This is a genomic window from Serratia sp. CC22-02, from assembly GCF_900182895.1.
Taxonomy (GTDB): Bacteria; Pseudomonadota; Gammaproteobacteria; order Enterobacterales; family Enterobacteriaceae; genus Serratia; species Serratia nevei.
This window is the reverse complement of sequence record NZ_FXUD01000003.1, coordinates 197,926-224,152: the sequence shown is the minus strand read 5'-3', so window position 1 is coordinate 224,152 and position 26,227 is coordinate 197,926. Positions and strand designations below refer to the sequence as shown.

25 protein-coding genes and 1 tRNA gene are annotated in these 26,227 nt (G+C 55.4%); 16 read left to right on the top strand and 10 right to left on the bottom strand.

What is annotated here, in order from left to right; genetic code table 11:
• Window positions 1-16: 16 nt before the first annotated feature.
• Window positions 17-979, top strand: a complete 963-nt coding sequence (gene yjiA / locus QOL81_RS13000) for a GTPase (protein ID WP_283439872.1) — start codon at window positions 17-19, stop codon at window positions 977-979.
• A gap of 54 nt (window positions 980-1,033) precedes the next feature.
• Here yjiA and QOL81_RS12995 read toward each other — a convergent pair whose 3' ends face one another.
• From QOL81_RS12995 to QOL81_RS12985, 3 genes are read right to left on the bottom strand one after another with little or no spacing between them, the layout of a single operon-like run.
• Entirely contained in the window at window positions 1,034-1,453 is a 420-nt protein-coding gene (locus QOL81_RS12995) for a putative T6SS immunity periplasmic lipoprotein (protein ID WP_283439871.1), read from the bottom strand.
• A 12-nt stretch (window positions 1,454-1,465) separates the two neighbouring features.
• A complete protein-coding gene (locus tag QOL81_RS12990; protein WP_283439870.1) occupies window positions 1,466-1,891 on the bottom strand; it encodes a putative T6SS immunity periplasmic lipoprotein in 426 nt (141 codons plus the stop codon).
• An 11-nt stretch (window positions 1,892-1,902) separates the two neighbouring features.
• On the bottom strand, window positions 1,903-2,436 hold the full coding sequence (locus tag QOL81_RS12985; RefSeq protein WP_048232555.1) for a hypothetical protein: 534 nt from the start codon (window positions 2,434-2,436) through the stop codon (window positions 1,903-1,905).
• A 401-nt stretch (window positions 2,437-2,837) separates the two neighbouring features.
• Between QOL81_RS12985 and QOL81_RS12980 the strand changes: the two genes are divergently transcribed.
• The 3 genes from QOL81_RS12980 (at window position 2,838) to QOL81_RS12970 (ending at window position 4,632) form a co-directional block, all read left to right on the top strand.
• Window positions 2,838-3,080: an ash family protein gene (locus QOL81_RS12980; protein ID WP_283439869.1), complete on the top strand. Its 243-nt coding sequence runs from the start codon at window positions 2,838-2,840 to the stop codon at window positions 3,078-3,080.
• Entirely contained in the window at window positions 2,975-3,283 is a 309-nt protein-coding gene (locus QOL81_RS12975; RefSeq protein WP_283439868.1) for a hypothetical protein, read from the top strand. The genes QOL81_RS12980 and QOL81_RS12975 overlap by 106 nt, the downstream gene beginning before the upstream one ends.
• A 230-nt stretch (window positions 3,284-3,513) precedes the next feature.
• Window positions 3,514-4,632, top strand: coding sequence for an HNH endonuclease (locus tag QOL81_RS12970; protein WP_283439867.1), 1,119 nt, complete (start codon window positions 3,514-3,516; stop codon window positions 4,630-4,632).
• 276 nt (window positions 4,633-4,908) lie between these two features.
• Here QOL81_RS12970 and QOL81_RS12965 read toward each other — a convergent pair whose 3' ends face one another.
• From QOL81_RS12965 to QOL81_RS12955, 3 genes are all read right to left on the bottom strand, one after another.
• The gene (locus QOL81_RS12965) at window positions 4,909-5,289 is read right to left on the bottom strand and encodes a putative T6SS immunity periplasmic lipoprotein (protein ID WP_283439866.1); all 381 of its coding nucleotides are present in this window, start codon (window positions 5,287-5,289) and stop codon (window positions 4,909-4,911) included.
• The gene (locus QOL81_RS12960; protein ID WP_060422040.1) at window positions 5,286-5,810 is read right to left on the bottom strand and encodes a hypothetical protein; all 525 of its coding nucleotides are present in this window, start codon (window positions 5,808-5,810) and stop codon (window positions 5,286-5,288) included. The genes QOL81_RS12965 and QOL81_RS12960 overlap by 4 nt, the downstream gene beginning before the upstream one ends.
• 213 nt (window positions 5,811-6,023) lie before the next feature.
• Window positions 6,024-6,108: transfer RNA gene (locus QOL81_RS12955), tRNA-Leu, on the bottom strand.
• 279 nt (window positions 6,109-6,387) lie between these two features.
• Between QOL81_RS12955 and deoC the strand changes: the two genes are divergently transcribed.
• From deoC to QOL81_RS12930, 5 genes are all read left to right on the top strand, one after another.
• Window positions 6,388-7,101, top strand: coding sequence for a deoxyribose-phosphate aldolase (gene deoC / locus QOL81_RS12950; RefSeq protein WP_502950664.1), 714 nt, complete (start codon window positions 6,388-6,390; stop codon window positions 7,099-7,101).
• Window positions 7,102-7,166: 65 nt separating this feature from the next.
• Window positions 7,167-8,696 carry a xylulokinase gene (locus tag QOL81_RS12945; protein ID WP_283439865.1) on the top strand — a complete coding sequence of 510 codons (1,530 nt, stop codon included), beginning with the start codon at window positions 7,167-7,169 and terminating at the stop codon, window positions 8,694-8,696.
• Entirely contained in the window at window positions 8,693-10,024 is a 1,332-nt protein-coding gene (gene fucP / locus QOL81_RS12940) for an L-fucose:H+ symporter permease (RefSeq protein WP_283439864.1), read from the top strand. The genes QOL81_RS12945 and fucP overlap by 4 nt, the downstream gene beginning before the upstream one ends.
• Before the next feature lies 1 nt (window position 10,025).
• A complete protein-coding gene (locus tag QOL81_RS12935; protein ID WP_283439863.1) occupies window positions 10,026-10,418 on the top strand; it encodes a VOC family protein in 393 nt (130 codons plus the stop codon).
• A gap of 1,250 nt (window positions 10,419-11,668) precedes the next feature.
• The gene (locus QOL81_RS12930; RefSeq protein WP_283439862.1) at window positions 11,669-12,313 is read left to right on the top strand and encodes an acyl-homoserine-lactone synthase; all 645 of its coding nucleotides are present in this window, start codon (window positions 11,669-11,671) and stop codon (window positions 12,311-12,313) included.
• Here QOL81_RS12930 and QOL81_RS12925 read toward each other — a convergent pair whose 3' ends face one another.
• Window positions 12,314-13,030: a helix-turn-helix transcriptional regulator gene (locus tag QOL81_RS12925; RefSeq protein WP_060422019.1), complete on the bottom strand. Its 717-nt coding sequence runs from the start codon at window positions 13,028-13,030 to the stop codon at window positions 12,314-12,316. It abuts the gene before it with no gap.
• Between the two features lie 214 nt (window positions 13,031-13,244).
• Between QOL81_RS12925 and QOL81_RS12920 the strand changes: the two genes are divergently transcribed.
• Window positions 13,245-14,003, top strand: coding sequence for a DeoR/GlpR family DNA-binding transcription regulator (locus tag QOL81_RS12920; protein WP_049271167.1), 759 nt, complete (start codon window positions 13,245-13,247; stop codon window positions 14,001-14,003).
• Window positions 14,004-14,064: 61 nt separating this feature from the next.
• Here the strand turns inward: QOL81_RS12920 and lptG are convergent, their stop codons facing one another.
• Together lptG and lptF are read right to left on the bottom strand one after the other, a co-directional pair.
• On the bottom strand, window positions 14,065-15,135 hold the full coding sequence (gene lptG / locus QOL81_RS12915; RefSeq protein ID WP_019453290.1) for an LPS export ABC transporter permease LptG: 1,071 nt from the start codon (window positions 15,133-15,135) through the stop codon (window positions 14,065-14,067).
• Window positions 15,135-16,229 carry an LPS export ABC transporter permease LptF gene (lptF, locus tag QOL81_RS12910; protein ID WP_019453291.1) on the bottom strand — a complete coding sequence of 365 codons (1,095 nt, stop codon included), beginning with the start codon at window positions 16,227-16,229 and terminating at the stop codon, window positions 15,135-15,137. Before lptF ends, lptG begins: the two co-directional genes overlap by 1 nt.
• A 282-nt stretch (window positions 16,230-16,511) precedes the next feature.
• On the opposite strand from lptF, the gene pepA reads away from it, so the two are divergent.
• From pepA to QOL81_RS12880, 6 genes are all read left to right on the top strand, one after another.
• Window positions 16,512-18,023, top strand: coding sequence for a leucyl aminopeptidase (gene pepA, locus QOL81_RS12905; protein WP_004933352.1), 1,512 nt, complete (start codon window positions 16,512-16,514; stop codon window positions 18,021-18,023).
• A 232-nt stretch (window positions 18,024-18,255) separates the two neighbouring features.
• Window positions 18,256-18,705, top strand: a complete 450-nt coding sequence (locus tag QOL81_RS12900; protein ID WP_019453292.1) for a DNA polymerase III subunit chi — start codon at window positions 18,256-18,258, stop codon at window positions 18,703-18,705.
• Between the two features lie 12 nt (window positions 18,706-18,717).
• Window positions 18,718-21,594, top strand: a complete 2,877-nt coding sequence (locus QOL81_RS12895; protein WP_060440856.1) for a valine--tRNA ligase — start codon at window positions 18,718-18,720, stop codon at window positions 21,592-21,594.
• Between the two features lie 200 nt (window positions 21,595-21,794).
• Window positions 21,795-22,298: a GNAT family N-acetyltransferase gene (locus QOL81_RS12890; RefSeq protein WP_004933360.1), complete on the top strand. Its 504-nt coding sequence runs from the start codon at window positions 21,795-21,797 to the stop codon at window positions 22,296-22,298.
• Between the two features lie 226 nt (window positions 22,299-22,524).
• Window positions 22,525-24,129 carry a GMC family oxidoreductase gene (locus tag QOL81_RS12885; RefSeq protein WP_197658032.1) on the top strand — a complete coding sequence of 535 codons (1,605 nt, stop codon included), beginning with the start codon at window positions 22,525-22,527 and terminating at the stop codon, window positions 24,127-24,129.
• A 96-nt stretch (window positions 24,130-24,225) separates the two neighbouring features.
• Window positions 24,226-25,347 (top strand): hypothetical protein, encoded by a 1,122-nt coding sequence (locus QOL81_RS12880; protein WP_197658033.1) that lies wholly within the window; start codon window positions 24,226-24,228, stop codon window positions 25,345-25,347.
• 83 nt (window positions 25,348-25,430) lie between these two features.
• On the opposite strand, the gene miaE is transcribed toward QOL81_RS12880, so the two are convergent.
• On the bottom strand, window positions 25,431-26,195 hold the full coding sequence (gene miaE / locus QOL81_RS12875) for a tRNA isopentenyl-2-thiomethyl-A-37 hydroxylase MiaE (protein ID WP_015376459.1): 765 nt from the start codon (window positions 26,193-26,195) through the stop codon (window positions 25,431-25,433).
• Between the last annotated feature and the right edge of the window lie 32 nt (window positions 26,196-26,227).

Here is a 26,227-nt window from a genome sequence, read left to right as displayed (position 1 = left end):
AGTCACAAGGACCCGTATGAAACCCATTGCAGTCACCATCCTGACCGGCTTTTTGGGCGCCGGCAAAACCACCCTGCTGCGCCACATCCTGAACGCCGAACACGGCTATAAAATCGCGGTCATCGAGAACGAGTTCGGCGAAGTGCCGATCGACGACGCGCTGATCGGCGATCGCGCCAGCCGCATTACCACCCTGAGCAACGGCTGCATCTGCTGCAGCAAGTCCAACGAACTGGCGGACGCGCTGCTGGATCTGCTGGACGGCGTCGACAGCGGCCAGCTGGCGTTCGACCGGCTGATCATCGAATGCACCGGCATGGCCGATCCCGGCCCGATTACCCAGACCTTTTTCTCGCACGAGATCCTGTGCGAGCGCTTCCTGCTGGACGGCATCATCACCCTGGTGGACGCGGCGCACGCCGACCAGCAGCTGAGCCAGTTCAGCATCGCCCAGGCGCAGGTGGGCTACGCCGACCGCATCCTGCTGACCAAAACCGACGTGGCGCCGGACTGCGAGGCGCTGATCCAGCGGCTGCAGCGGATGAACGCCCGCGCGCCGGTCTACAAGGTGACGCACGGCGACATCGATTTGAGCGTGCTGTTCGACATCGAAGGCTTTACGCTGAACGACAAGCTCAACCTGACGCCAGCCACCCCGCTGTTCCGCCGCATCCCGCAGCCGCAGAGCGACATCCGCTCAATTGTCGTGACGCTGGAACGCCCGCTGCCGCTGATGCAAATCTCCGACGTGATGGAAGGCCTGCTGCTGGAATACGCCGACAACCTGCTGCGTTACAAAGGCATTCTGTCTATCGAAGACGAGCCGCGCCGCCTGCTGTTCCAGGGCGTGCAGCGACTGTATAACGCCGACTGGGATCGGGAGTGGCTGCCGGAGGAAGAGCGCAAGAGTACGCTGGTGTTTATCGGCGTGGATCTGCCGGAGGAGGAGATTCGGGGAAGGATTGGGGGGTTGGGGTAAGCGGGGGGTTGGATATGGGAGCCTGTGGGTGGGCTCCTTTATGGTCTTATGGTGCTAATGGGGTGGAGAGAGTGGCATTAGCCGTAGTTCCGTTGCTACTTGCTGTAGGGCAAATTCAGCGACGAACTCACGTGCAGAGGGAAACTCACCTGCCTGTTGTTTCTTCTGGGAGACCAGCTTCACGGAGAAATGGTACTGCTGCCCCGGCGTAAATACGTAGCCTTCATCAGGGACGCACTGATTGGGGGCAACATCCCGCAGCGGATCGAAGAATTTGAATGTGCGGTTCTGCGCCTCATCCAATCGGTATATCGAAATACCCGCGAGCTTTTCGTCTACCTGCGGCTGAACGGTGATGCATACTTTGCCCTCACGCAGGCTGGCGGTTGCGGGGTAGTCTACGGGGATACGATCACCTATCGACGGACAACCGGCGAGCAGGAAGGGGAATGTGAGGGGGAAGATCCGTTTCATTTTGTCTCTGCGTTACCTGCTGCCCTGTGTGATATTTTCAACTTCGTAAGCGCCGTTGAGCTTTGTCACTTTGATGTGAGCAATAAAGGCCCTGCCGGAAACATCCTGCAGATTTCTGCGCTTCTCAATCGGCACAAAATTCAGCCTCATGCTGTAGATATGATTTTCCTGAAACGGGTAATCTTCTTGGCTAACACAAATGCCATTCTTCAGATCCTGATTCGCCACCTCAATCAATTTCTCATCCGTATCACCAGTGAGATAGAGCGTATCTTGCCTTTCGTTTTCCTTTGGTGACGGATAGATGCAGATGTCGCCATTCGCTTTAGCATGGGCGGTGATAGGGATATCCGGCGCATAGCGCTGATCGAGACGATCGCCTATACAAGCGCTTAGCAAGGACACACCAACAACGACACAGAACACTCTCGCCTTCATAACCAACCCTCTTACTTGTAAGGAAAACCGACTAATACTTTCTCATATTTTTCTTTTACTTTTCTCACATCGGCATAGTCATTGCCGCTGTAAGTCACTTCCTTGCCGAAGCGGTTTCTCCAAATAGCATAACCTGAAGAGGTCAACAAATGATAATCAGCAACGATCTGAGCCTGTTGCTCCATAGCGTAGTTCTTTAGGAGCTTGGAGCCATCCAGTTCATAACTGTAATTTGCCAACCAACTGTAGAGGCCCCGGGCCTTAACCCACATACCACGCTGGTATTGCCAAACATGAACCATTTCATGGATGAAAAGATGTTTATGACTATAACCTTCCTTTGAGAAATCAGACACGTACCAGTCTCTAAAATACAGCTCACCATTGGGTGACATCGCAGTATTTCGATTTTGCAATCCAAAGGGGAAATAGCTATCGTGATGAACCCAGACTTTCCCATAAATAATTGAACCACCAAATACCGACTTCGCAAGGCCGATCTCCCCAGAGGTTAATAGTCTTAAGGCTCCCTCTTTCTTTTCCATCGTGGTGCATCCCTGTCATTATTTTAAGAAACTCACTACCGTGAGTATTAACAAAGAGGTTGATAATAGCACCCTAGGCACACAGGATAAATATTCAACCATTCTTTTTTACATTCATTCACTTCAATGTTTTTCGTGACAACTAAATTCACACATTTAATAATTCACTTAGAAAATGAATTACCCCAACTGATTGGTCTGAATTACAAATTAAAAACTGCGATCAACATTCCAATCTCATGATTAAACAGCCTGTAATTCCATACAGCTTATTTTATCCTTTTACTGATAACGTTATAGTTTTTTCGCTGCGGCAAAATCCGCAGCCGGAGTTAGCGTTCCGAACACTTACACAAGGCAGCATTATGTATATAATGTTGGGGCTTTAAACATCCAGAATTATGGTGGCCCAAGTGGGGGCTTCGCAAGAAGCGCCGGTTTCCTTCGTGTCCGGTAACGCTAACTCCGCTTGGGCTACCACCATGGGTTTAGCGTCTCATGTGGTAGTACACATACTACACACTAAGGATAAAGACACATGGAAAATGTCGCCATCACCGAAAACACCACAAGTACCCTCACCCTCTACCGCCGACTGTTTAACCACCTCGAGCTTAGCGCTTTCAATCCCTCAGAACTTTTAGACTTAGCAGCACTCTCTGCCGAACAGGCGGAAGGGCTGTGCCACGGGCTGATGCTGTTCGGCCATTTACTGCAAAAGCACCCACAGTTGGATGCCGAAGGCTGGGAGCAGATGAATCGATATCTCAACGCTACGGCACATCTGGTTCCTGCGCTGTGTAACCTTTATGGGCGGGCGTTGCGGGAGATGGAAGCCTGCGGCTAACGTAAATGGCAATTAGGGCGATGCTCATCGCCCTTCCCACTCACGTTTTTCCAATAGATCTGACTGACGTATCACAACAAAAGCATTCATCAAGGTAGGCATTTCCTCCCCTACCTGGCATAGTTAACGCATTCGGTAAATCGATGAGTTAACTGCTGGGTATTGATGCATACTGCTCCCGTCAGCAAGCACATTGCTCAGAGTCTGCTCGGTAATGTGAGGACGTGGTTTTGGCAACTGCAATAGAGGCGTTATCTTCAAAAGAATCCGTTTTAAAAGCCATCGAAGAATATAAAAAAATTGGCCGAGATGAATTCTTAAAACAACATAAAATTAAGAGATTTAAAAAAAACACCCTTCTTTATAATGGCGAGAAGTACGATATACGAGGCATTGCCGCTAGGGCATACAGTGAGCAGCATGGTTATCCGTTTAAGGGAATCAACGCCGATAGAGGAACGGAAAAAGCCATCCAATTTCTCAAAGGCCTCGGTTTTGAGATCGCCGAAACGCCACATCCTTTTGACTATTTAACCGAAGGTAAACTCTACACACGCAAAGCACTTATCGAGCTCTACGGCGGGCAGCTGCAAGGCGGTATCTGGACCCCACGGGAATTTCCGGTGATCTTTATCTTCACCGGAGAAAGCGGCGAAACCTACGGCTATAAAGATGGATGGACACCCGAAGGCAGCTTCTCTTATACGGGAGAAGGCCAAAAAGGTGATATGGAATTTATTCGAGGCAATAAATCCATCCGCGATCATAAAAAAGACGGCAAAGACATCTTCCTATTCGAAGACAACAAGAAAGAAAAAGGCGTTCGCTATCTTGGCATGTTTGAGTGCGATTCTTGGGATCATATTCAGTGCTTAGATTTCGAAAATAACATGCGCCAAGGCATTACCTTTAACTTGTTTAAAGTCTCATCACTGCACGCCGTTGAAGAAGAAGCAGAAACCGATGAAGCCGATACGCAGACAGAAACGCTCGAACAGTTGCGCAAGAAGGCACTGCAGTCCTCAAAGCAATCAGGCCAGCGCCAACAGAGCGACAGCAAAAAATCCTGGTTCAAACGCAGCGAAGACGTAAAAAAATACGTGCTCAAGCGCGCCAATGGCATCTGCGAAGCCTGCGATCAGCCAGCACCGTTCAAGAAAAGGAACGGCGAGCCCTACCTCGAACCCCACCACACAAAGCGCCTAGCCGACGAAGGCCCCGATCACCCGCAGTGGGTGGGCGCCATCTGCCCAACTTGCCATCGCCGGATTCATAGTGGGATGGATGGGAAAGAGGTGAACAAGAAGCTGATGGTGAAGTTGGAGTTGAAAGAGGCCGATTTCATATAGATTAAATTCATAGACAATAATTCTCCTATGTCACTTACATGGATATAGGAGGGTTATTTTTCATTAAAAAAACCATTTTGTCTTCTGAAGCATTATTTTTCGCTTAATAGAGAATAGACCTATCATACATCGAGCAATCAGAGATAAAAATAGGAATAAAGAGTAAGAGTAATTTTTTCATAGTGACAGCCCTGCGCTTCCAGTTACCGATTGAATTCCTATAGAATTAATAAATTATTCTCATGACAATAATTAGCTAAAACATATCGTTAAACTCTAATCGGGCTTCAGCATCATGCTTTCACCTTTCCTCCACACAACAAAACTGGTTCGATATGAATTCAGCGGTGTTCTTACCAACACAGTGTATCCTTCACCAGCGATAAAACTAAACTCACCGATACCTGGAACACACTTGTTAGCCTCCAACGTTATCGGGCTGTAAGCATATGATTTTTCGTATACGTAGGTATCGCCCCCTTGCTTCCAGATGGCGATATTCAGTATGGATTCATTTTTTACGATATCGTTCTCATTAAAAAAGACGCAGACTTTACCGTCTACGATCTTACTTTGTACTTGATAGAGATTAAACCTGTCACCGGTTGGGCAACCTGAGATAAAAAGAGGAAGAAGAAGGAATAAATATTTTCTCATAGCGGCAGCCCTGCGCTTCTGATGATGGGTTGAAATTGTGACAATGTCCGTCTGTCCACTATCCCGATGAGTTTCCTGTTTGGCAAGCGGAAGAAGGTATTCGTCCCATATCTCTTGAGAATGAAATAGTCCGCAATTATCGATGCCTGCTGTTCCATGCTGTAGTGGCGCAGCAAAGGTTGATCAAGCCGATATTGATAACTTACCGCCCAACTGAGAAGCCCACGGGTACGTACCCACATGCCCTTCTGGTGCTGCCAAACGTGTGCCATCTCATGAATAAAAAGATGCTGAGCTTCAGGATCCTGGTTCGCATAATCTCTTTCATAGAGTGACCTACGAAAGTACAACTCCCCATTCGGGCTCATCGCCGTGTACTGATTCTGCAGCCCAAACGGCAGGTAGCTGTCGCAGTGAACCAACACGCTCTGATAGAAAATGGTGCTGCCAAACACCGAGCGTGCCAGATTGACTTCGCCCGGCGTTAACGCCCGCGTGATACCTTCCTGTTGTGGCTCCATCCTGGAACTCCTTGATCCGAAAGGGTTCAATGAAACGCCATTTTAGCCTTTAAGGTCAATCAGATAGGCCTTAGGAAAGCATCAGGAAGATCCGGTTTTTAATGAAATGGGAAATACGTCAATACAGTGTAAAGTGGGTAGGTAATTGCGGTAGGAAGATTCCAGGCACAAAAAAACCACCTTTCGGTGGCTTCTTGTTCGCGCGGTACTTAATGGTGCCGAAGGCCGGACTCGAACCGGCACGTATCTCTACGGTTGATTTTGAATCAACTGCGTCTACCGATTTCGCCACTTCGGCACTGAAGTAGTATGCGGAAAACGGGTGCATTATACCTTCCCGCGATCGGTGCGCAAGAGTTATCAGGCATTCAATGAGTTAAATGTTGAAAAAAGCGTCACAATCCCCGCTTACCCTCTTATTGCGGCGTTTACCGCATCTTCCTCCCGCACTTTCACGCCCCTCACAGCAAAACCGCAGATCCGATCACAATTTCACCAAATGCTGATTTTAAAGCCATATGAAAGAGAATAAGGTGAATAAATAAAATCAAATGAAAATAAAAAAAGGATAAACGCAATGAATGAAACAACCAAACGCATGGCCAGGTTGATCGATCTGAGCGCGGTGCAGGCCACCAATACCGAGGAAGACGTGCGCCACTGCGCCGCGCTGGCCAGCCGCTATCGCATCATCTCGGTACACGTGCTGCCGTGCTGGACGCGTTTCCTCAGCACCCTGCTGCCGGAGCGCGGCCAGGCGGACGTGATGATTGGCGGGCCGATCGGCTTTCCCGGCGGCGGGCAGACTACCGACCTCAAGGTGCAGGAGGTGCGCCAGCTGATCGCCGAGGGCGCACGCGAGGTCGATATGGTGGTGAACATCGGCAAGGTGTTGTCGGGGGATTACGACTATGTGCGCGAAGATCTGCGCCGGGTAGTCGAGGCCGCCGCGCCGGTACCGGCCAAAGTCATTCTGGAGACGCACTATCTGAACGAGCAGCAGATCCGTCGGGTGTGCGATATCGCCGTCGAGGTCGGCATGGCCTGGGTGAAAACCTCCACCGGCTGGGCACCGACCGGCGCCACGGTAGAGAAAGTGGCGATCATCGCCGATCAGCTGCGTGGTCGCATCCAGATCAAAGGGGCCGGCGGCATTCGCGATCTGGACACGGTGCGCGCGCTATATCGGCTGGGCGTGCGCCGCTTTGGCATGAGCGCGGCGGCCACTCAGCGTGTGCTGGAGCAGCTCGAACAGGATCCAGGCCTGTTCCCAGAACTGAACGATAACTAATCTTGCGCGATCCCAGCGCACGCTTCTGCGGGTGGCCCGCGCCATCCGCCACGGGAGTGATAACAATGAAAGATTTACTTCTTACCCTTGATATCGGCACCGGCAGCACCCGCGCCGGGCTGGTCACCAACACCGGGGAAATCCTTGGCTTCGCGCAGCGCGAGTACGAGCAGATCACGCCGCAGGCCGGCTGGTCGGAACAACCGCCTTCACTGTGGTGGCAGAGTGTCTGCCAGTGTACGCAGGAGCTGTACGCGCGCTACGCCGAATACTGGCCGCGTATCGCCGCCGTCGGCGCCTGCGGGCAAATGCACGGCACGGTCTTGCTCGATGCCGACGGCGAGCTGGTCGTCGATCGCGCCATGCTGTGGAACGACAAACGCGCGCAGCCGCAGGTGGCGCGCTTTAGCCACCAACAGCCGCCGCAGCCCTGGCTTGAACTGTTGAACAATCCCCCCACCGCCGCCTGGCCGGCGTTCAAGCTGGCCTGGCTGCGCGAGCATCACCCATCGCAGTGGGAGCGCATCGCTACGGTGTTGATGCCGAAGGATTACGTCAATTTCCGGCTCTGCGGCGTACGCGCCACCGATTACAGCGAAGCCTCCTGCTATTACCTGATGGACAGCGCCACGCTGCAGTGGTCGCCAGAGGCGCTGCGGCAGTTCAGGCTGCGCGCCGATCAGCTGCCCGCCATCCATCTTTCCAGCGAGGTGATTGGCCACATTACGCCCGCAGCGGCACGCGTGACCGGTCTGCCGCCGGGGGTGCCGGTGGTAGCGGGCACGGCAGATATGGCCGCTACCCTGCTCGGCTCAGGCGTCTATCAGGCCGGCATCGCCTCCGACAGCACCGGCACCTCCACGCTGCTCACCGTGGTCTCGGAACACCCGCTGCTCTCCGCCGGCGTCAACAACCTGCACCTGGCCAACTCGGCCTGGGGCGGTTTTACCCTGCTCGATGCCGGTGGCGACGCCATGCGCTGGGCGCGTTCGGCGCTGAGCGCCGGCCAACTCAGCCATCAGCAGATGCTCGATATGGCGGCCGAGGTGCCGCCGGGTGCCGAGGGGCTGCTGTTCCTGCCCTACCTGACCGGCGAGCGGCTGGCGGAACACACCAACTCGCGCGCGCAGTTCTTCGGCCTGCAGCGCAAGCATAGGCAGCCGCATCTCTACCGCGCGGTGCTGGAAGGCGTAGCGCTGGCCTCCCTGCGTAATCTCCAGCAGCTCAGGCGCCACGCACAGGAGCCGGAGGCAATGATTGCCTCCGGTGGTGGCGCACGCAGCCCGCTGTGGCTGCAGATCAAAGCCTCGGTCTATAACCTGCCGCTGCTGCAGACGCGCAATCAGGAGAACGGCACCACCGGCTGCGCGATCGTCGCCGGGGTCGGCGTCGGGCTGTTCAGCAGTTTTGCCCAGGGGGTGAGCCGCACCGTCAGCATCGAGCGCGAATTTACTCCCGATCCGCGCCAGCACGAACACTACCTGCGCTGCTTCGAGCTGTTCGAACAGCTCTACCGCCAGGCGCAACCCCTCTACGAACAGCTTGACGTTATTAGCTCGTTCTCTTTTTCTCCGGATGAAGGAACACCGCAATGAGCGACTCTCTGATTAACAAGGGCGACATCGCGCAGCACGCCGCGGCCGAAAGTATCGACCGCAGCGCCTATCTGCCCGCTACGCCCTGGCTGCAGCTGATGCTGGTCTGCTGCCTGTTCGCCCTGTGGGGCATGGCCGGCAACCTGAACGATATTCTGATCGCCCAGTTCAAAAAGGGGTTCGATCTGTCGGATACCCAAACCGCACTGGTGCAGTCGATCTTCTTCCTCGGCTACTTCGTGATGGCGCTGCCCGCCGCAGCGGTGATCAAACGCTACTCGTACAAGGTGGCGATCGTAATCGGCCTGTGCCTGTACGCGCTCGGCTGCTTCCTGTTTATCCCGGCAGCGCAGATCATGACCTACGGTGCCTTCCTGGCCTGCCTGGGGGTGATCGCCACCGGGCTGTCGTTCCTGGAAACCTCCGCCAATACTTACTCCAGCCTGCTGGGGCCGCTGGAAACCTCCACCCAGCGCATCAACTTCTCGCAGATATTCAACTCGCTGGGGATCATTTTTGGCGTATTGATCGGCCAGCAGCTGGTATTCGGCAAAAACGATCCCAGCCACGCCGAGCTGCTGCAGATGGCACCGGCGGCGGCCGAAGCGGCACGCACCCAGATGGTGTCGCAGGTGGTCACACCTTATCTGATCATCGGCAGCGTGCTGATCGTGTTGGCACTGATCTTCGTGGCGGCGAAATTCCCCGCCTGCAAAACCCAACGCTCGCACCAGGGAGCGGGCAAGCCGCTGATGCAATCGCTGAAGATCCTGCTGGCACTGCCGCGCTTCCGATTGGGGGTGCTGTCGCAGTTCCTGTATGTCGGCGCGCAGGTAGGGCTGTGGAGTTTCACCATTCGTTTTGTGCAAATGATTGAACAGGGGGCAACCGAGCATTCGGCCACCTACTGGCTGCTGGCCACGCTGGTCTGTTACTCGGCCGGCAAGGTGGTCACCACCGCGCTGATGAAAAAGTTCAGCCCGGCGCGGTTGCTCGGCGTGTTCTGTTCGGTATGCGTGCTGCTGTTGCTGCTGGCCGTCAACATCCAAAGCCTGCTGGCGGTAGTGGCGATCATGGGCGTCAACTTCTGCATGGCGCTGTGCTGGCCAACCAACTTTGGCCTGACGATCAAAGGGCTGGGCGAAGAAACTCAGGTGGCCGGTTCGATCGTGGTGATGTCGATCATCGGCGGCGCGGTGGTGCCGTTAATCATGGGCATCATCTCCGATCTCAACGGCGGCGATATGCAGATCGCCTTCGCCGTACCGCTGGTCTGCTTCGCCTACGTCGCCTTCTATGGCTTCTACTGCGCGCGCAAGGGGATTTGATATGGCACACCGGATTAACGGGTTGATGCACGTCGGTCTGCGCTGCGCCGATATCGAACGCGCCGCCGGCTTCTATCGTTCACTCGGTTTCGAACCCCGACAAACGCTGGCGCTCGGCGGCCCCGTCGCCGTACAGTTTTTGCAGTTGGGTGAGCTAACGCTGGAGTTATACCAGCTGCCCGCCGAAGGGCTGATTCGCCCCGCCAGCACCTATGGTATCGACCACATCGCTTTGCGGGTCACCGATCTGGCGGCCACGCAGCGTTGGCTGGCGGATCTGGGGTATCAGGTGATTGAAGGGCCGACACTGCAACCCAGCGGCGCCAACGGCGTGCGCTATCTGATGATCGCCGGGCCGGACGGCGAACGGGTGGAGTTCAGCCAACCGCTGTAATGTTTCTTCCCACATAACACAAGGCCCGATGGCGGTTATAACCCATCGGGCCTCATTCGCTTTTTTTGTCAGCTCACGAGCCTTCACCGCCATAGCCATGCACCTTATCGGCCATCGCCTACATTTCCTCAATCGCCCTACCGGGCAGAGCCAAATAATCCCCAGCCGCAATGACAACACTGCAAATAATTGCATAACAATGTGTCAGCCAATAAAGAATGAGTTTGCGCAACATTCCAGGAACAATATTTTTTCATTTATGGCAGTCATGGCTGGAATAAGCCAATGGGAACGGGGTTGTCAGGAGAGAGATGTTATTTGTTGAGAGGGGATTTTATCTGGAACCAACAGAAAATAGCGTGCATACGTAACAAAACAGCAACCCAAAGCTAAAAACCAGCAGAGAACACTTGCCTCTGCTGAGTTGATAGCTTTAAGATGGTGTAAGAAAATTTTCCCTGGTGTTGGCCGATCTTGGCAGCCTGACCCTACGAGGTCAGGTTTTTTTTATGTTTTTTTCGTCGAGAACTGACCAGAAAAGTGTATCGCCTTAGGGAGTTAGAAGCTAGTTAGACTAAAGTATAGTACCTTGCTAGACCTTCATTAGGTCAGTTAGGTTATTATTTCACATAGCGGAAATCGGCTGCCAGCACTATTTTTCACTCTGTATCTCAGCCGCCACGGCGTTCTACCACGACCACCACACGCTGCTCATTTCACACAAAAACCCAAAATACCCGCAGAACCATCACGAAATAGCACCGTTTCTGTCATCAAAATAATGTGATCTCTATCAGATATTTTTTAAGATGAATTTAACTTCTGTAGAAGTTCAGGCCCTGGGACATCACTCCAGCTGCCCTTTACACGCTTATTCCTCTGCCGGATGACAAAGTCATGCCTTATCGGGAAATCTCCAGTAATAAAATATCACCAATTCACTATTAAAATAATGAAAACACCATTCATTATAAAATAACCGGTTAATATTTCGCCACGAAAGATAACGCCGGGCAGCCAAGGAGCAAATTGAAATCCTCTCTTGCCTTATAGGCCAGGGCGTTCAATCTCGCTGACTTGCTTTGTTCACCGTCCCATTGCCCTGAAACTGTCTCGCCACACGGCATAATAAGGTTAGCGCCGATCGCTTAAAAAGCCTTATCATTCTCACGCACCGGCATGCTCGTAGTGAAACTTCTCTGATGTTACTGGATAAAGTTATTTCTCTTAATTTATTCAAAGGTAACATTATGTTTAATATTTACAGCACCAACTACGCATCAATGAGCACCGAAAAATCAGCAGATCTTTATGTTTTAAGGAAAAACGTCTTTAAAGATAGACTGCAATGGGCCGTGAACTGTTCAGACGGCAAGGAGCTGGATGAGTTTGATAATGATAAGACAAACTATATATTTGGCGTAAAGAACAACATGATAGTTTGTGGTACCAGGATGATTGATATGAAACACAAGAATATGCTGAACAGCGCATTTTCCTCTTTCTTTCATGACGTCGTCATTCCAGAGGGGAATTTCATCGAGTCCACACGCTTTTTCGTCGATAAAGAAAGAACCCAGTCACTGCTGGGCCGCCGGTTCCCTGTGACTCTGGCGCTGTTCTTGTCCCTGATCAACTATGCGCGGCAACACGGCTATGACGGCATACTGGCCGTCTCCAGCCATCCGATGTTGCATATCATCAAAAGCTCCGGCTGGAATGTCACGCTGCTGAAGACAGGCATGTCGGAAAAGAACGAGCCCGTTCATTTGCTGTTGGGCCACGTTGATCGTCAGAGTCAGGAGACATTAAAAAGCAGAATATTCAAAAAGTTGAATACGCAAGACGAGCACATGCTAAACGCCTGGCCGTTGAGCGACGAGCCTGCGTTCTAATTACCCCACCGGTTTAATCAGCTGAAGTTCCATCCCTAAACGGATAGCATGCCGGGCATTCGCCACCCCCAACTTTTTGACAATGTTACCCATATGAAACTTGATGGTGCAGGTTTTGATCCCCAGGATTATGCCCATTTCCTGGTAAGTTTTCCCCACGCTGGCCCAATAGAGGATCTCGTTTTCTCTCTCTGTAAAACGGGCATTTTTTTCCTGGCGTGCGGTGTTTTTTTCCGACAGTGAAGTCAGCGTTAAATACATCTCATGGGTCGATGCCAGCAGCAACGAGATATCGCCTTTATGCTGGTTCAGCATCTGCATGATTTCCGCCTTGCGCTCGGCTGCGAGGGTAAAGGAAAGGGTCACCAGATTATTATTAAAATCATGTAACACGAAGGTATAGCCGTCGGCTACGCCGAATTCGCGTGCTTGCTCGAACAACTCAGAAAAACGGAAGCCGGCGCCGGCCATGAGATTCTCATCCCAGGCAAAAGGCGTCAGGCGATTGAGCGCCGTAATGACTACCGGATCGGTATATTGCAGCCCTTGCTCTTTATATTGCTTTACCCATTCACCGGGATAATTGGTGACGCCAAAGATACATGACATATCTTTCTTGGATAACACCACGTAGGCCCAGATAAGCTCGCCGAAATCACCTAATGCCGCTTCTAGATGCTTGCTGATAATGTGACTGATATTCTCTTCATATTCCATTAACTGCCTGCCCCCTACCCAATACGCCGCTGGGTAGACTATATCAAAAAGGACCGGCGGACCGTAACCTTCGCATCTTGCACGGATAACACCTGGTGGGATAACGCCTGGTGGAATATTACCAGCGGCGGCCGGCAAGCGCTTTGCCTGCCGCCGATACGCGGGGTATATTAGCCGCACGTCCATTGTGCCTGTCAGGAGTGAATGAGTGAGCATGTTCGCAGAAGAGCGCCAGGAAAAACTCCTCGCCATTCTCAAGGAGAAGCGCAAGCTCTCCGTAGGGGAAATGAGCTCGCGCTTTAACGTCTCCGGCGCCACCATCCGCACCGATCTGCGCATTCTGGAAGACGCCGGTATGCTGACACGCACCCACGGCGGCGCCATTCTGCGCACCCGCGCCAGCTTCGAGGTCGGTTCCGATCAGCGTGAAGAGGTGAACCTCAGCGCCAAGGAGCAAATCGGTCAATTGGCCGCTGGCCTGGTGGAAGACGGCGACATCATCGTATTGGACACCGGCACCACCACCCTGCAGATCGCCCGCCATCTGCGCCAGCGCCGCAACCTGACCGTGGTCACCAACGATTTCATGATCGCCAAGAGTCTGGAAGACGTCGAATCTATCCAGATCATCCTGCTGGGCGGCATCGTCAAAAAGGGTTATCACTGCGCGGTCGCCATCAACGGCCGTTCGCTGCTGGATACGCTGAACATCGACAAGGCGTTTATGGGTACCAACGCATTGTCGCTGAAACAGGGCGCCTGCGTGGCCGACATCATGCTGGCAGAAACCAAGCGCGCGATGGTGGAACATGCCAATCAGGTGATCGTGGTGTGCGATCACTCCAAGCTGAGCAACACCTCGCTGGCGCAGTTCGCCTCCCCTGCCCAGATCGACACTCTCGTGCTGGATCGCCTGCCGGAAGACGCGCAGGCCTATCAGGATGCCGGCATTGCGCTACTAAGCGTCGGCTGATCCCCCCAACAAAAAAGGCGCGGCCCCACGGCCACGCCTTTCTTCACTACCGATCGCCCCGCTACTTGCGTTTGAGCAGCATATACACGCTGATCAGCAGGAACAGCATGCTCGGCAGCAGCGCGCCCAGCACCGGCGGCATGCTGTAGACCATGCTCAGCGGGCCGAAGATCTGATCCAGCACATAGAACAGGAAGCCGAAACTGATGCCGGTCACCACGCGGATACCCATCGGCACGCTGCGCAGCGGGCCGAAGATGAACGACAGCGCCATCAGCATCATCACCGCCACCGACAGCGGCGAGAAGATTTTGCTCCACATGTTGAGCTGGTAACGGTTGGATTCCTGGCCACTCTGCTTCAGGTACTTCACGTAGTTGTGCAGCCCGCTGATGGAAAGCGAATCCGGATCCAGCGCCACCACGCCCAGCTTGTCCGGGGTCAGGTTGGTTTTCCATTCGCCGGTCAGCGTCTGGGTGCCGGTCACCTGTTTCGGGTTGGTCAGATCCGAGGTGTCCACCTGCGAAAGCTGCCACAGGCCGTTCTCGAAGCTGGCGGTAGCGGCATAGCGCACCGTCTCGAGGCGACGTTGGTCGTTGAAGTGGTAGATGTTCACGCCGGAGAGTTCTTTATCGCCGGAGACGCGCTCGATGTAGATGAAGTCGTTGCCGTCCTTCGCCCACAGCCCGCTCTTGGTGGAGAGCAGCGAGCCGCCGTACATCTGCTGGGCGCGGTAGTTGCGCGCCATCTGCTCACCCTGCGGCGCCACCCACTCGCCGATCGCCATGGTCAGCAGCACCAGCGGAATGGCGGTTTTCATCACCGAGCCGGCGATCTGCAGGCGGGTGAAGCCGGAAGCCTGCATCACCACCAGTTCGCTGCGCGTCGCCAATTGGCCCAGGCCGAGCAGCGCACCGAGCAGCGCCGCCATCGGGAAGAAGATCTCGATGTCTTTCGGCACGCTCAGCAGGGTGTACATGCCGGCGCTCAGCGCGGTGTATTCGCCCTGGCCGACCTTGCGCAGCTGATCGACGAACTTGATGATGCCGGACAGCGACACCAGCATGAACAGCGTCATAATGATGGTGTTGAAAATCGTTTTACCGATATACCGGTCTAATACGCCAAACATCAGGCCGCTCCTCTCAGGCGTGCGCGCAGCTTGCGCATCGGCACGGTATCCCACAGGTTCAGCGCCAGCGCGATCGCGAAGTAAACGCCGTTAACCAACCACAGCCACAGCATCGGATCCAGCTTGCCCTTGCCGGCGTTGGAGCGCAGCGAGGTCTGCAGCAGGAAGAAGATCAGATACAGCAGGATGGCCGGCAGCATGCTCAGCACGCGGCCCTGGCGCGGGTTCACCACGCTGAGCGGCACCACCAGCAGCGCCATCAGCGCCACCGACACCACCAGCGTCAGGCGCCAATGCAGCTCGGCGCGCGCGTCCGGATCGTCGGACTCCCACAGCGTCTGCATCGACATCTGTTCGGATTCGGTGTTGTCCGCCGCCACGGTGCGGTGGCCAATCACCGCCTTGTAGTCGGTGAAGTCGGTAATGCGGAAGTCGCGCAGCAGCGCGGTGCCTTCAAAGCGGGTGCCCTTGTCGAGCGTCACCACCTGCGAGCCGTCTTTCTGCTGCACGATGTTGCCGTGCTCGGCCACCACCACCGACGGGCGTTGGTTGCCGTTCGGCCGCAGCTGCGCCAGGAACACGTCGTTGAAGGTGCTGCCCTTCACGTTGCCGATAAACAGCACCGCGTTGCCGTCCTGCGAGGGTTTGAACTGCCCTTCCGCCAGCCCGGCGATGCTCGGGTTGGCCTTGGCTTCGTTCACCACCACGTCCTGATAGCGCGAGGCCCAGGGGCCGGCCCAAAACACGTTCACCGCCGCGACCGCAGAGGTGAGCAGCGCCAGGATCATGGCGGCGATAATCAGGGTGCGTTTACCCAGCCCGCAGGCGTGCATAACGGTGATTTCGCTCTCGGTATACAACCGCCCAAGCGTCATCAGCAAGCCGAGAAACAGGCTCAAAGGCAGGATGAGCTGCGCCATTTTCGGCACGCCCAACGCGAGCAGGGAGAGTACTAAGTTTGTCGGGATATTGCCGTCCACCGCGTCGCCCAACACCCTGACCAGGTTCTGACAAAAGAAGATCAGAAGCAGGATGAACAGGATGGCGATTTGGCTCTTGAGCGTTTCCCGTACCAGATATCTTATGATGATCACGCTTATTACGCCTGTGAAAACTTGTCTTTTTGCAGGAAAATCGATAATTTCATCGTTAATCCGCCATTTATTCTCATCATATGGCAACCTTCACAGCTAAAATAGTATTACAACATCAAGCCGTTTGGGTGTCCTATAGGAACTTGCTTATAGTCGCCAAAACAGAGCAATTTATGCCGTTCAGGTTAACATAATCCGTTAACTCAAATGGCAGGAGATCGTTACGGAGTCGGTTATTCTAGCCGTAGCGTCCGCCTTTGTCTTTAAGATTCAGGAGAGTGCATGGAGTTCAGTGTAAAAAGCGGTAGCCCGGAAAAACAGCGCAGTGCCTGTATTGTAGTCGGCGTTTTCGAACCGCGCCGCCTGTCCCCTATCGCAGAACAACTCGACAAAATCAGTGATGGTTATATCAGCGCATTGCTGCGCCGTGGCGAACTGGAAGGCAAGGTCGGGCAGACGCTGCTACTGCACCATGTGCCCAACATTCTCTCCGAGCGCATCCTGCTGATCGGCTGCGGCAAAGAGCGCGAGCTCGATGAGCGCCAATACAAGCAGGTGATCCAGAAAACCATCAATACCCTCAACGACACCGGCTCGATGGAAGCGGTCTGCTTCCTGACCGAGCTGCACGTGAAAGGCCGCAATACCTACTGGAAAGTGCGTCAGGCGGTAGAAACGGCCAAAGAGACGCTCTACACCTTCGATCAGTTGAAAAGCAACAAGGTGGAGCCGCGCCGTCCGCTGCGCAAAATGGTGTTCAACGTGCCGACCCGCCGTGAGCTCACCAGCGGCGAGCGCGCCATTCAGCACGGTCTGGCGGTGGCTTCCGGCATCAAGGCGGCCAAAGATCTCGGCAACATGCCGCCGAACATCTGTAACGCCGGCTACCTGGCCTCGCAGGCTCGCCAGCTGGCGGACGCCTTCAGCACCAATATCACCACCCGCGTCATCGGCGAACAGCAGATGAAAGAGTTGGGCATGAACGCCTACCTGGCGGTCGGCGCCGGTTCGCAGAACGAATCATTGATGTCGGTGATGGAATATAAGGGCAACCCAAATCCGGACGCTAAGCCGATCGTGCTGGTAGGTAAAGGGCTGACCTTCGACTCCGGCGGCATCTCGATCAAACCGGCCGACGGCATGGACGAGATGAAATACGACATGTGCGGCGCGGCGACCGTGTACGGCGTGATGCGCGTGGTGGCGGAGCTTAACCTGCCGCTGAACGTGATCGGCGTGCTGGCCGGCTGTGAAAACATGCCGGGCGGCCGGGCGTATCGTCCGGGCGACGTGCTGACCACCATGTCTGGCCAGACCGTCGAGGTACTCAACACCGACGCCGAAGGCCGTCTGGTGCTGTGCGACACCCTGACCTACGTCGAGCGTTTCGAGCCGGAGCTGGTGATCGACATCGCCACCCTGACCGGCGCCTGCGTGATCGCCTTGGGCCACCACATCACCGGCCTGATGTCGAACCACAATCCGCTGGCGCACGAGCTGCTGGGCGCTTCCGAGCAGGCCGGCGACCGCGCCTGGCGCCTGCCGATGGCCGACGAGTACTACGAGCAGCTGGACTCCAACTTCGCCGATATGGCAAACATCGGTGGCCGCCCTGGCGGCGCCATCACCGCTGCCTGCTTCCTGTCGCGCTTCACCCGCAAGTACACCTGGGCGCACCTGGATATCGCCGGCACCGCCTGGCGTTCCGGTAAAGCCAAGGGCGCGACCGGCCGCCCGGTGGCGCTGCTGTCGCAGTTCCTGCTCAACCGTGCAGGCCTGAACGGCGACGATTAAATACCCTTCATCTTTCAAGCCGCAGCGTTGTTGGCCGCATTCGTTCACCCCAGTCACTGACTTGATGTCAGCTCCTGGGGATGAACGAACTTGCCGCCTAGCTGCAACTTGAAATCTATTGGGTATATAATCCTCTCAGCAGCGAAGGGGTAGAGTTATCTGCTCCGTTCCCTAAAAGGGCGCAACCTACATGTTGTGCCCTGTTTTTTTTATCGGCAGCGGTGGATCCTTAATGAAACAGGCGACGTTTTATTTGCTCGACAACGCGGAACCGTCTGGCGCGCTCAGCGCCCATGAGGCCGTGGCCTGCGCCGTTGCCGCCGAACGCTGGCGTGCCGGCAAGCGGGTGCTGATCGCCTGCGAGAGCCAGGAGCAGGCCCAGCGGCTGGACGAAGCGCTGTGGCAGCGCGAGCCGCATGAATTCGTGCCGCACAACCTGGCCGGCGAAGGGCCGCACTACGGCGCGCCGGTGGAACTGTGCTGGCCCGGCAAGCGCGGCAACGCCCCGCGCGATCTGCTGATCGCCCTGCTGCCGCAGTTTGCCGATTTTGCTACCGCTTTCCATGAAGTGGTAGACTTCGTTCCTTACGAAGACACTCTGAAACAGTTGGCGCGCGACCGTTACAAGGCCTATCGCAGCGTCGGCTTCCATTTGACCACGGCTACGCCGCCAACTCACTGAATACGATAAAGAATGGAAAAGACAAACAGTCAGCTCGACACCGCATACGACCCAAAACAGATCGAACAGAAGCTGTACGATCACTGGGAGAATCAGGGTTACTTCAAGCCGAACGGCGACACCAGCCAGGAAAGCTTCTGCATCATGATCCCGCCGCCGAACGTCACCGGCAGCCTGCATATGGGCCACGCGTTCCAGCAGACCATCATGGATACCATGATTCGCTATCAGCGCATGCAGGGTAAAAACACCCTGTGGCAGGCGGGCACCGACCACGCCGGCATCGCCACCCAGATGGTGGTGGAGCGCAAGATCGCCGCGGAAGAAGGCAAAACCCGCCACGACTACGGCCGTGACGCGTTCATCGACAAAATCTGGCAGTGGAAGGCGGAGTCCGGCGGCACCATCACCCGCCAGATGCGCCGTCTGGGCAACTCCGTGGACTGGGAGCGCGAGCGCTTCACCATGGACGAAGGCCTGTCGAACGCGGTGCGCGAAGTGTTTGTCCGTCTGCACAAAGAAGACCTGATCTACCGCGGCAAGCGCCTGGTGAACTGGGATCCGAAGCTGCGCACCGCCATCTCCGATCTGGAAGTGGAAAACCGCGAATCCAAAGGCTCCATGTGGCACCTGCGCTACCCGCTGGCCGACGGCGCGAAAACCGCCGAGGGCAAAGACTATCTGGTGGTCGCCACCACCCGTCCGGAAACCGTGCTGGGCGATACCGGCGTGGCGGTCAACCCGGAAGATCCGCGCTATAAAGATCTGATCGGCAAAGAGATCATTCTGCCGCTGGTCGGCCGCCGCATCCGCATCGTCGGCGACGAACACGCCGATATGGAAAAAGGCACCGGCTGCGTGAAGATCACCCCGGCGCACGATTTCAACGACTACGAAGTCGGCAAACGCCACGGCCTGCCGATGATCAACATTCTGACCTTCGACGGCGACATCCGCCAGGAAGCGGAAGTGTTCAACACCCTGGGCGAAGTCTGCACCGACTACTGCAACGAGATCCCGGCCGAGTTCCGCGGCCTGGAGCGCTTCGCGGCGCGTAAAGCGGTGGTTGCCGCCTTCGATCAGTTGGGCCTGCTGGACGAGATCAAACCGCACGACCTGACGGTGCCTTACGGCGACCGCGGCGGCGTGGTGATCGAGCCGATGCTGACCGACCAATGGTACGTGCGCACCGCGCCGCTGGCCAAAGTGGCGGTGGAAGCGGTCGAACAGGGCCAAATCGAGTTCGTGCCGAAGCAGTACGAAAACATGTACTTCAGCTGGATGCGTGACATTCAGGACTGGTGCATCTCGCGTCAGCTGTGGTGGGGCCACCGCATCCCGGCCTGGTATGACGTGAACGGCAAAGTCTACGTGGGCCGCAGCGAAGAAGAAGTGCGCAGCGAGAACAACCTGGGCGCCGACGTGGTGCTGACCCAGGACGAAGACGTGCTAGACACCTGGTTCTCGTCCGGCCTGTGGACCTTCTCTACCCTGGGCTGGCCGGAGCAGACCGACGCGCTGAAAACCTTCCACCCGACCAGCGTGATGGTCAGCGGCTTCGACATCATCTTCTTCTGGATCGCGCGCATGATCATGCTGACCATGCACTTCATCAAGGATGAAAACGGCAAGCCGCAGGTGCCGTTCAAGACCGTCTACATGACCGGTCTGATCCGCGACGACGAAGGCCAGAAGATGTCCAAGTCGAAAGGCAACGTGATCGATCCGCTGGACATGGTCGACGGCATCTCGCTGGAAGATCTGCTGGAAAAACGCACCGGCAACATGATGCAGCCGCAGCTGGCGGAGAAAATCCGCAAGCGCACCGAGAAGCAGTTCCCGAACGGCATCGAGCCGCACGGCACCGACGCCCTGCGCTTCACTCTGGCGGCGCTGGCCTCGACCGGCCGCGACATCAACTGGGACATGAAGCGCCTGGAAGGCTACCGCAACTTCTGTAACAAGCTGTGGAACGCCAGCCGCTTCGTGCTGATGAACACCGAAGCGCACGACTGCGGCTTCAACGGCGGCGAGAAAGTGCTGTCGCTGGCGGATCGCTGGATCCTGGCCGAATTCAATCGCACGGTGAAAGCCTACCGCGAAGCGCTGGACACCTACCGCTTCGATCTGGCGGCCAACATCCTGTACGAATTCACCTGGAACCAGTTCTGCGACTGGTATCTGGAACTGACCAAGCCGGTGGTGAGCAACGGCAGCGAAGCGGAACAGCGCGGCACCCGCCACACGCTGATCACCGTGCTGGAAGCGCTGCTGCGCCTGGCGCACCCGATCATTCCGTTCATCACCGAAACCATCTGGCAGCGCGTGAAGCCGCTGACCGGCACGACCGCAGACACCATCATGCTGCAGCCGTTCCCGGCCTACGACGCCGCGCTGGAAGACGAGCAGGCGCTGAACGATCTGGAGTGGATCAAACAAACCATCATCGCCGTGCGCAACATCCGCGCCGAGATGAACATCGCGCCAAGCAAAGCGCTCGACGTGCTGCTGCGCAACTGCAGCGCCGACGCCCAGCGCCGCGTGCAGGAGAACCAAAGCTTTATCGCCCGTCTGGCGCGCCTGGAATCTATCGCGCTGCTGCCGGCCGGTGATAAAGGCCCGGTCTCCGTCACCAAGCTGGTGGACGGCGCCGAGCTGCTGATCCCGATGGCCGGTTTCATCGACAAGGACGCCGAGATCGCGCGTCTGGCGAAAGAGATGGGCAAGCTGGATGCGGAAATCGCCGCGATCGAAGGCAAGCTGGCGAACGAAGGCTTCGTGGCGCGCGCGCCGGAAGCGGTAGTCGCCAAAGAGCGCGATCGCCTGGCAGCCTGCAAAGAAGGCAAAGTGAAGCTGCAGGAACAGCAGGCGACCATCGCCGCGCTGTAATCCACCGGCTCACGCCAACGCCTGAAAAACAGCGGGGTCTTCCCCGCTGTTTTTTTATCGCCGTTGCATCCGGGCCGGGTTAGATGTTATTACAAGATATTACTGCTGCAGGGACGCCGCCGGGAAATAACCCCCGGCGCGTTTCGTGCTGCGATAAAAACGAAAAACGAACGTGGTCTCTTTCAATGGCGAGTGTAAACATGACAACAGCAACCCCGGCGCGCCTGCTGGTGCGCCCCATCACGGCGGAAGACAATCCCGCCATTGCTCACGTCATTCGCGAAGTCTCCGCCGAGCACGGCCTGACGGCGGATAAAGGCTATACCGTCTCCGACCCCAATCTGGACGCCCTGTATCAGCTCTACAGCCTGCCGCGCAGCGCTTACTGGGTGATCGAGGTGGACGGCCAGGTCGCCGGCGGCGGCGGCATCGCGCCGCTGCAGGGCGGCGCAGACGATATTTGCGAATTGCAGAAGATGTATTTCCTGCCGGTGTTGCGCGGCAAGGGATTGGCGAAGCGCCTTGCGCTGCAGGCGCTGGATTTCGCCCGCCAGCACGGCTTCCGCTGTTGTTACCTCGAGACCACCGCCAGCCTGACGCAGGCCGTTGCGCTGTACGAACACCTGGGCTTCGAACACATCGACCACGCGATGGGCGCCACCGGCCACGTCGATTGCGAAGTCACCATGCTGAAAACGCTGTAATCGTCCCCCGCCTCTCTATCATGGCGTAGCTTGCTGCGCCATTTTATTAATATCGCAATCAATCAGTAAAACTCGCTATAACGCCGTTTTTCAAGCAGATAAACTGACGTTAAAAACCACAATGTAAATTTAATGTGAAGTTCGTTAATAAATTAACGATCGCAAATTGACCGCTTTTTCCCCCGCGTTACTCTGCCAGTATCCCAATCGCGCACGGAGAGCTGTCATGTCGGAAAATACCTTTGATTACATCATCGTCGGCGCCGGTTCCGCCGGCTGCGTGCTGGCGGCGCAGCTGATCCGCCGCACCCAGGCACGGGTGCTGCTGCTGGAAGCCGGCGGCGACGACAATAACCTGTTCATCAAGATGCCGGCCGGGGTGGCCAAGATCATCGCCAAAAAGAGCTGGCCCTACGAGACGGAACCGGAGCCGCACGCCAACAACCGCCGCATGCAGATCGCACAGGGCAAGGTGCTGGGCGGCAGCAGCTCGGTCAACGGCATGATCTACCTGCGCGGCCAGCCGCAGGACTACGACGACTGGGCCGAACGCTACGGCTGCACCGGCTGGAGCTACCGCGAGGTGCTGCCCTACTTCAAACGCGCCGAGGCCAACGAAAGCCTGTCGGACGACTACCACGGCACCGACGGGCTGCTGCCGGTCAGCGAAAACCGCTACCGCCACCCGCTCAGCATGGCGTTTATCCGCGCCGGCCAGGAGCTGAACCTGCCCTATCGCAACGACTTCAACGGCGACAGCCAGCACGGCGTCGGTTTCTACCAAACCACCACCCACAACGGCGAACGCGCCAGCACCGCCCGCACCTACCTGAAGGCGGTGCGCGACGAACGGCGGCTGGTGGTGAAACTGAACGCCCTGGCGCACCGGCTGACCTTCGAGGGCAACGTCGCCACCGGCGTAGTCTACAGCCAGAACGGCGGCGCGGAAGTCACCGCGCGCGCCACCAAAGAGGTGATCGTCAGCGCCGGCGCGGTCGGTTCGCCGAAGCTGCTGATGCTCTCCGGCATCGGCCCGCGCGACCACCTGCAACAGCTGGGCATTGAGGTGCGGGCGGATCTGCCGGTGGGCAAAAACTTCCACGACCACCTGCACATGTCGATCAACGTCAGCACCCGCGAGCCGATCAGCCTGTTCGGCGCCGATCGCGGCCTGCAGGCGCTGAGCCACGGCGCGCAGTGGCTGGCGTTTCGCAGCGGCGTGCTCTCGTCCAACGTGCTGGAAGGCGCCGCCTTCACCGACAGCCAGGGCGACGGCCGGCCGGACGTGCAAATCCACTTCCTGCCGCTGCTGGACAGCTGGGACGACGTGCCCGGCGAGCCGCTGCCGAACATTCACGGCTTCACGCTCAAGGTCGGCTACCTGCAGCCGAAGGCGCGCGGCGAAGTGCTGCTGCGCAGCAGCAACCCGCGCGATCCGGTCAAGCTGCACGCCAACTACCTCGGCCACCCGGACGATCTGGCCGGCAGCGTGCGCGCGGTGAAGTTCGGCCTGGGCTTCCTGCAAACTGCGGCGCTGAAGCCGCTGATCAAAGATCTGCTGATGCCGCAGCCGGAATGGACGCGCGACGAAGCGCAGCTGGAAGCCTTCGTGCGCAACTTCTGCAAGACGGTGTATCACCCGGTGGGCAGCTGCCGTATGGGGCCGTCGCCGCAGGACGCGGTGACCGATCCGCAGCTGCGGGTGCACGGTTTTGAACGGCTGCGGGTGATCGACTGCTCGGTGATGCCGCAACTCACCAGCGGCAACACCAATGCGCCGACCATCATGCTGGCGGAAAAGGCGGTGGATCTGTTGCTGGAGCCAATGTAAATAAAGTTGCCACAATCATTTTGTGGTAACTTTATAATTTAAAGATACCAATATGATAATATTTACCACGGATAGCACCATCAGGAGGATGTAGATATGAAAGATGAATCATTTTATTGGGATATATCAAACTCACCTTACAAGTCAGATTTCTTAGAAGAAAGCATGACCTTCGGCATTAATGAACCCATATTTTTAATAGACCAATTTAATGGAAAAAGGCCTATAATAATTAATCAAGAGTTTATTGATAAAGGTAATATTAGCTTCAATATGTTCCCAAGCGCGTTACTTGACTCAAACGTTATTAATAAAATAGATGGGCTAATTCAACATGAAAAAAAAACTGATGGCCTAATAGAATTCTTGCATTTTTTGTCCAGAAGACAATGGGACTCAAGTGCTATGTTTTATTACCTCGAGCATTTCTCAAAATCCTCAGTAGAGACATTTAGGAAAAATGCCATTCGTCGAACAGAATCATTATTAACTCTTCATTCCATGAATGATGAGATTTATGTTAAAACTGGCACTATCACTCCAAATGACGAAGCTATAGCTCATTACCTTCTTTCATCAAACTCCAGCTCTCTAAGAGAGGTAGCAGAAAAACGAGTAGACGACTTCATAATATCCTATAATAAAGAAAGTTTAACTCAGATGATAGAAACTATAGAGATTGCTCTCATAAAAATGGTTCTTATAAGAAAATATGAAATGAAAAACTCATCGCCTATTGAGCAGTATAACGAGTTTATACGTTTCTTAGAATATGATCTAGAAATCATGCTTGCTAGAGAAGCGCACTTGTCACTTCATTATTTTTTCGATAAAGCAGGTCGACTATTAGGAATTCAATCGAATACGCCTATCGAAAAAGCCACTTCAATTATAAAATCAACTGCATGGGATATATTTCTTTTACGAATGCCAGAAATTATGTTCCACAATAACCCAGAAGAAATTTGTATTGCATATGTATCTACACAAGAAAAAAAGCTACAATCACTAGCAAAACTATTCACTATAGAAAATATAGCTTTCCAAAATGGGGGGATGTTACCGGGAGTAAGCTACAATATGGTAGAAATACCGGAAAATGTGAAATTAAATATAGAGCTAACGACTAAAAAAACAAAGAACATAAATAATAAAAAGAATATTCCTATTGGATTACACCAAGCTATGTTTAAACAACTTCATCATTTATGCAACTGAGTATTTTAGATAAAAGATTAGGAAAACTATTTTTCTTGGTTTGCATCTCTCATTTTTGTAGAGATGCAAACTAAAGAAAAATCTCAGGCGGCGGCGGGCACGCCGCTGTGGAAGCGCAGTTCGCTGTCCGGCGACAGGATCAGCTCAGCTTCGAGACGGCCGAAATGCGCCACCCGTTCGCTGATGTCGCCGCCGGCGATCTGTTCCGCCAGCGTCAGGTAGTCCTGATAGTGCCGCGCTTCGGATCGCAGCAGCGAGACGTAAAAGCGGTTCAGCTCGTCGTCCAGGTGCGGCGCCAGTTTGGCGAAGCGTTCACAGGATCGCGCTTCGATGTAGGCGCCGCAGATCAGTTTGTCGATCAGCGTCGCCGGATCGTGGGTGCGGATCTCGCGGATCATGCCCTTGGCGTAGCGGCTGGCGGTGATTTTGCGATAGGGGATCCCGCGCGCCTGCATGATCTCCAGCACCTGCGAGAAGTGATGCAACTCTTCCTTGATCAACAGCACCATGCGATCCGCCAAATCCTGGCCGTAGGCCGAGCCGTTTTTCGGCAGGATCTTGCGGGTGAACTGGCCCTGACGAAACAGCGTGTCCGGCGCGCCCTGCGCCTCGTGCAGAAACGCCTCGTAGGGCCGCAGCAGCGCCAACAGCGCGTCGCCGCTCTCTTTGTCCGCCACGTAGCGGCGGATCAGCCACATGCCGGTCTGCGCGGCCTTCAGCTCGCACACCAGGTGGTCGGTCAGCAACAGCTGCAGGTTTTCCGGACGGCGCGCGGCGTCGATCCAGGCGTCGGGCGTTTCACAGTGCAGGAAGCTTAAAATCGGGGCTAACAGGGATTGGTATGTCATGGCGTCATTGCCCTATGTATTTCAAGTTGCAG